Origin of the sequence: Streptomyces sp. NPDC002265 (assembly GCF_040296125.1) — a bacterium.
In the GTDB taxonomy this organism is placed as follows: Bacteria; Actinomycetota; Actinomycetes; order Streptomycetales; family Streptomycetaceae; genus Streptomyces.
In genome coordinates this window covers 1-5,262 of record NZ_JBEOWS010000499.1, presented here as the reverse complement: position 1 = coordinate 5,262, position 5,262 = coordinate 1, and the positions used below count along the sequence as shown (strand labels likewise).

6 protein-coding genes and 2 pseudogenes are annotated in these 5,262 nt (G+C 71.6%); 3 read left to right on the top strand and 5 right to left on the bottom strand.

What is annotated here, in order from left to right; translation table 11 throughout:
- Both ABT085_RS43465 and ABT085_RS43460 read left to right on the top strand, forming a co-directional pair.
- A pseudogene (locus tag ABT085_RS43465) lies at positions 1–318 on the top strand (ABC transporter); the annotation flags it as partial.
- Positions 315–1,106, top strand: a complete 792-nt coding sequence (locus tag ABT085_RS43460; RefSeq protein ID WP_351621884.1) for an ABC transporter permease — start codon at positions 315–317, stop codon at positions 1,104–1,106. The pseudogene ABT085_RS43465 and the gene ABT085_RS43460, both read left to right, overlap by 4 nt.
- A 54-nt stretch (positions 1,107–1,160) precedes the next feature.
- Here the strand turns inward: ABT085_RS43460 and ABT085_RS43455 are convergent, their stop codons facing one another.
- The 5 genes from ABT085_RS43455 to ABT085_RS43435 form a co-directional block, all read right to left on the bottom strand.
- Positions 1,161–1,598, bottom strand: a complete 438-nt coding sequence (locus ABT085_RS43455) for a glutaredoxin domain-containing protein (protein WP_351621881.1) — start codon at positions 1,596–1,598, stop codon at positions 1,161–1,163.
- A gap of 150 nt (positions 1,599–1,748) precedes the next feature.
- Entirely contained in the window at positions 1,749–2,069 is a 321-nt protein-coding gene (locus ABT085_RS43450; protein ID WP_351621879.1) for a hypothetical protein, read from the bottom strand.
- 241 nt (positions 2,070–2,310) lie between these two features.
- The gene (locus ABT085_RS43445; RefSeq protein WP_351621876.1) at positions 2,311–3,591 is read right to left on the bottom strand and encodes an MFS transporter; all 1,281 of its coding nucleotides are present in this window, start codon (positions 3,589–3,591) and stop codon (positions 2,311–2,313) included.
- A 4-nt stretch (positions 3,592–3,595) separates the two neighbouring features.
- Positions 3,596–3,982 carry a hypothetical protein gene (locus ABT085_RS43440; RefSeq protein WP_351621874.1) on the bottom strand — a complete coding sequence of 129 codons (387 nt, stop codon included), beginning with the start codon at positions 3,980–3,982 and terminating at the stop codon, positions 3,596–3,598.
- Positions 3,983–4,025: 43 nt separating this feature from the next.
- Positions 4,026–4,880 carry an AraC family transcriptional regulator gene (locus ABT085_RS43435; protein ID WP_351621871.1) on the bottom strand — a complete coding sequence of 285 codons (855 nt, stop codon included), beginning with the start codon at positions 4,878–4,880 and terminating at the stop codon, positions 4,026–4,028.
- Between the two features lie 271 nt (positions 4,881–5,151).
- Between ABT085_RS43435 and ABT085_RS43430 the strand changes: the two are divergent.
- A pseudogene (locus tag ABT085_RS43430) lies at positions 5,152–5,262 on the top strand (proton-conducting transporter transmembrane domain-containing protein); the annotation flags it as partial.

The following is a 5,262-nucleotide window of genomic DNA, read 5'->3' as shown; positions in this document are numbered from 1 at the left end:
GTGGGATGCGCCCACGTGCTGATGGGTCTCTGCCCCGCCGGGAAAATCCGGCTCCGATACACCGGCCCGGGCGCCTACCAGGCGGCCGCCGCCGCCCTGCGCGACGTCACCCGCGCCGACGAGGCCCTGGCGCTCCAGCTCCCCAGCGACGGCAGTCAGCGCGAACTGCGCGCGATCCTCGACCGGCTGGACACCGCCGGCATCGAGGCCGACGAACTGACCGTGCACACGCCCGACCTCGACGACGTCTTCTTCGCCCTCACCGGCAACGCCGGAGTGCCCGCCCAGACCGTCCAGTCCAAGGAGACTGCCCGATGAGCGCCTTCTCTCTCGCCGTGCGCGACTCCAGCACCATGCTGCGCCGCAACCTCCTGCACGCCCGCCGCTATCCCTCGCTCACGCTGAACCTGCTGCTCACCCCGGTGATGCTGCTCCTGCTGTTCGTCTACATCTTCGGCAACACGATGGGCGCGGGGCTCGCCGCCGGCGGTTCGGGCCGCTCCGCCTACATCGCCTACATCGTCCCCGGCATCCTGCTGATGACCATCGGCAGCACCGTCATCGGCGCCGCCGTGTCCGTCGCCACCGACATGTCCGAGGGGATCATCGCCCGTTTCCGCACCATGGCCATCCACCGCGGCTCGGTCCTCATCGGGCACGTCGTCGGCAGTGTCATGCAGTCGGTGGCCAGCGTCGTCCTCGTCGGAGCCGTCGCCGTGGCCATAGGCTTCCGCTCCACCGACGCCACCGTGCTGGAGTGGCTGGCGGCGTTCGGACTGCTCACGCTGTTCGCCCTGGCGCTCACCTGGATCGCCGTCGGCATGGGGATGGCCAGCCCCAACGCCGAGGCCGCCAGCAACAGCGCCATGCCGCTGATCCTGCTGCCGCTCGTCTCCAGCGCCTTCACCCCGATCGACGCGATGCCGGGCTGGTTCCGGCCCATCGCCGAGTACCAGCCCTTCACCCCCGCCATCGAGACCCTCCGCGGCCTCCTCCTCGGCACGGAGATCGGCAACAACGGCTGGCTCGCCGTGGCCTGGTGCCTGGTGCTCGCGGCACTCGGCTACCGCTGGTCGACCGCCTCCTTCAGACGCGACCCGAAGTGACCGCCCTCGGCACCCGGGCCAACCGGCTCGGGTGCCGGGGCATGTCGTCCGGGCTCACCCGGAAGCGGAGATCTTCCCCCGAAGCCACGCGGGATCGGGGTTGGTGTGCGGTTGGCCCGCCACGACGACGGTCGGCACGGTCTCGTTGCCGCCGTTGGCCTCCCGCACCGCCGCGGCCCCTTCCGGGTCACGCCAGATGTCGACCCAGTGCAGGGTGCGGGCGCTGCGCCCCAGCCGGAGCCGCAGGCGCAGGCAGTACGTGCAGCCCGGCCGCCAATAGACGACCGGCCGGCCGTCGGCCGCACTGCGGCGTCGTGCCTCCACCGCACCGATCGACCGCGGGAACACCAGCGGCGAGTTCATGGCTGCGAGCAGCCCGAACAACAGCAGAAGCGCCGCTGCGGCCCCGGGGCTCCCGCCCAGGAACAGACCGGCACCGAGGACCACACCGCAGAGCCCGAAGGGAATCGCCAAGTTCCAGGAGCGCGTCATGACGACGCAGGCTAGCGCGACGAGGACCAGGCCGGGGCCCCGGCCTGGTCCTGTCACATCGCCTGCCCTGCTACGCCTCCCGTCCTGCCACGTCCCCTGTCACATCGCCAGTCCTGTCACATCGCCTGCCCTGTCACATCGCCCGTCCTGTCACATCGCTCCGTGCCCGTCCAGTTCCCGCCGGGCCTCGAGGGCTCGCGCCAGCATCTTGGCCCGGTAGGGATTCGCGGTGTCGAGGGCCGTCGCCACCGCCACCGCCTCGTCCAGCAGCGCCAGCCGTTGCCGAGGCAGGTCCCGCACCTGCGCCGACGCGCTGGCCGCCACCAGGACGTACGCCAGCTTCGACCCGTACGCCTCCGGCTCGACCTGCGTCAACAGGCGGTAGATCCACAGCCCTTCGGTGCCACGCACCACCCGCTCGTTGGCGCTGAGCAGCCGCACCCTCGCCCGCATGACCATTTCCTGATCCATCGATCCCCCTTCGTTCCCGCACCCCCGACCCGCACCCGTCGCACGACGAGACAGCACGGCGAACGCGCCGGCAGCCGAGGACGGTTGCCGACACGAACGTCGAGGAGTGGATGACGACGAGTCTGCGGGCAGGCCACCAGCCGCGACAAGTCCGGACGGACGTGCGCTCCGTCCTACCGCAAACGGCCTTCGACCAGGCATGATGGATCTGGCACTCACTCCGGCGGCAACTGCGGCTCCGTCAGACGGCGGGTGCGGGGACATCGCGCAGGTGGCGCAGCGGGGAGAAGAACACGAACCAGCCGGCCGCCCACGAACCGACCAGTGCCAGGGCGAGCGTGGGCCGCACGCCGATCTGTGTGCCGAGCACTCCGCCGAGAATGCCGCCGAGCGGCAGCGTGCCCCACACGACCCAGCGGACGGCCGCGTTCATCCGGCCCATCAGCTCGGGAGGCGTCACCGACTGCCGGTAGCTGAGCTGCGCGACGTTGTAGACCATCCCGGCGAAGTACGCGGTGCCCCAGCCCAGCGGGACCAGCAGCACACCCCAGCCGCGCCAGGCCGCCACCGCGACGATCTGCGGCGCGCTGAACACCAGCATCGACATCCAGATGATCCGCGCCGAGCCGATCTTCCTGGCGAGCCGGCCGGCGAGGGCGCCCCCGACGATCCCGCCCACGGCCGTACCCGCCGTGATCAGCCCGATCAGCGCGGGAGGTATGTGCAGCACCCGGACGAAGAAGACCATCTCCAGGGCCGTGCTCATGCCGCTGAACAGGTTCGCGGTGCCCGTGCACGCCACGACCTTGCGCAGCACCTCGTGCCCGACGACGAATCGCAGTCCCTCGGCGATCTGGCCGCGCAGCGTCTCGTCGGGCCGCCGCGCGGGCGGCGGCTCCTCGCGCGTCCTGATGCCGAAGAGCGCGGTGACGGAGACCGCGTACGAGATCGCGTCGGCGGCCATCGCTCCCGCCGCACCGAGCACCGCGACCAGTCCCCCGCCCACGCCGGGTCCCGCGAACTGCGCGAACGCCTGGGTCGTCCCCAGCCTGCCGTTGGCCTCCATCCGGTACTCGGCGCCGATCAGCGAGGGCACGTAGCTCTGGTACGAGACGTCGAAGAACACCGTGCACACACCGGCCGCGGCGGCGACGACGTAGAGCTGGGTCATCGTCAGGGTGCCGAGGGCCGCCGCCACCGGGACCGAGCCGATGATCAGCAGCCGGAGGACATCGCAGACGAGCATGATGGATCGTCTGGAGCCACGGTCCACGAGCGCGCCCGCGGGCAGCGCGATCAGCGCGAACGCCGCCGTGGTGGCGGCGGTCAGCAGCCCGACCTCGAACGTGCTCGCCTTCAGCACGACGACCGCGACCAGCGGCAACGCCAGCTGGGTGACCGCCGAACCCATCTCGCTGGCCGTCTGGCCGCTCCACAGCAGCAGGAAATCCCGCTGCCGCCACAGGCTCGGACGCCCGAACCCCGGCTCGGCGTCATGAAGTTCGTTCGCCACGTCCGTCACGGTGTCAGCCTAGTGCCGGGCCTCCGCCGCCCGTCCGGCGCCGCAGGAGCAGGGCGAGCACGATCCCGGCGAGGAAGAGGACCGTGCCCGCGGCCAGCCACGGCCACGGGTCGAACTCGTCCACGCAGGACTCGCCGGAGGCCGTCGCGGTGCACACGTTCCCCGGGCCGTCGCGGTTGAGGAAGGCCACGTACAGCAGCGGTACGCCGAGCCCGGAGACCAGACCCGGAAGCCCGGCCGAGGAGCCGCGCCGCACGGCCAGCAGCACGGCCGCCGCGATCGCGACAGGCAGCAGATACGGACCGACGGTGAGCACGGTCAGCAGACCGAGCGAGCCCAGCGCGCCCACGACGAACCAGCCGCAGAACCACGCCCGGACACCGGTTCTCATTCGACCTCCCTGGCGGACGGTGGCCACGCGGCGGACCGTCGGATCAGGATCTGGACAGATACGCGGGAGCGGCCCACGCGATGTCGTCGACCGCGAGCCACGGCGCGGCCGCGACGGCGGTGGGTGTCACACCGGCGAACGCCATGACATCGCGGTGCAGATGGGACTGGTCGGCATAGCCGATCTCCGCCGCCACCCGTGCCGCGCTGTGGCCCGCGGCCAGCCGGTGGGCCGCGTGGTCGAAGCGGACCAACTGGGCGGCACGCTTGGGGTGGAGACCGATCCGGGACCGGAAACGGGACCACAGGCGCTTACGGCTCCAGCCGACCTCGGCCGCCAGCCGCTCGACCCGGACCCCGCCCAGGTTCGCCACCATCTGCCGCCACACGAAGGCGACTTCGGGATCGACCGGCCGGCCTGTCTCGTACCGTCGGACGAGTGCCGACGCCGCGATCGCGAACCGGTCCTCCCAGGAACGGGCCGCGTGCAGTTGTTCCCGCGTCCGCGTGCCCTCGCGGCCCCAGAGGTCGTCGAGGGTGACCATCGTGCCGCCCGCCTCGGCGAGGGCACCGCCCAGCACCGCGTACGCGACCGGCGGCGACAGGCGCACCTGAAGGCAGTCGATGTCACGGCCGCGGCCCCGGACACCGCCCGAGGCGAGTCCGAGGACGAAACTGCCGTTCTGCCGCCAGCCGTTGCCGTCGTCGACGGCGAGCAGTCCGTCGCCCAGGTCGACGGCGACCGTGACGGCCGGATACGGAACGATGTCCAGGTCGACGGGGTCCGCGGTGCGGCCCCGGAATCCGGCCATGCTGACGCCGGGCAGCAGGCCGGGCCGGGACGGCGTGGCGATGTCCCACACCGCCGCGGCATCGGGAGCCGGCCCTGCGGATCGCATGACGCCAACCTACCGCGACATTCGTCCAAGACGGGATGGAGCGGACGCGCCGACACTGACGGCTCCTGCAAGCACCGCGGACCAGAAGGGACTCCTCGTGACGCACCCGCCGATCGACCCGTTCACCCCGGCCGTCGAACTCGCCGCAGCCGTACGCCGCAAGGAGGTGAGCCCGGTCGAGGTCGTCGACCGCTGTCTTGAGCGGATGGACCAACTCGACCCGCAACTCAACGCCTTCTGTCACCGGGCCGACGACGACGTCCGCAAAGCCGCGGCCGTCGCGGCCGACGCGGTGGCCTCGATGAGGAAGCCCGCGCTCGCGGCGCTCGCCCAGGACGACATCAAGCGCGTCCTCGCCTACTCGACGATCAGTCAGCTCGGC

Bases quoted from the DNA above. Each gene is read 5' to 3' on its own strand.
- ABT085_RS43460 (WP_351621884.1), top strand. From the start codon at position 315: ATGAGCGCCTTCTCTCTCGCCGTGCGCGACTCCAGCACCATGCTGCGC.
- ABT085_RS43455 (WP_351621881.1), bottom strand. From the start codon at position 1,598: ATGACGCGCTCCTGGAACTTGGCGATTCCCTTCGGGCTCTGCGGTGTG.
- ABT085_RS43450 (WP_351621879.1), bottom strand. From the start codon at position 2,069: ATGGATCAGGAAATGGTCATGCGGGCGAGGGTGCGGCTGCTCAGCGCC.
- ABT085_RS43440 (WP_351621874.1), bottom strand. From the start codon at position 3,982: ATGAGAACCGGTGTCCGGGCGTGGTTCTGCGGCTGGTTCGTCGTGGGC.
- ABT085_RS43435 (WP_351621871.1), bottom strand. From the start codon at position 4,880: ATGCGATCCGCAGGGCCGGCTCCCGATGCCGCGGCGGTGTGGGACATC.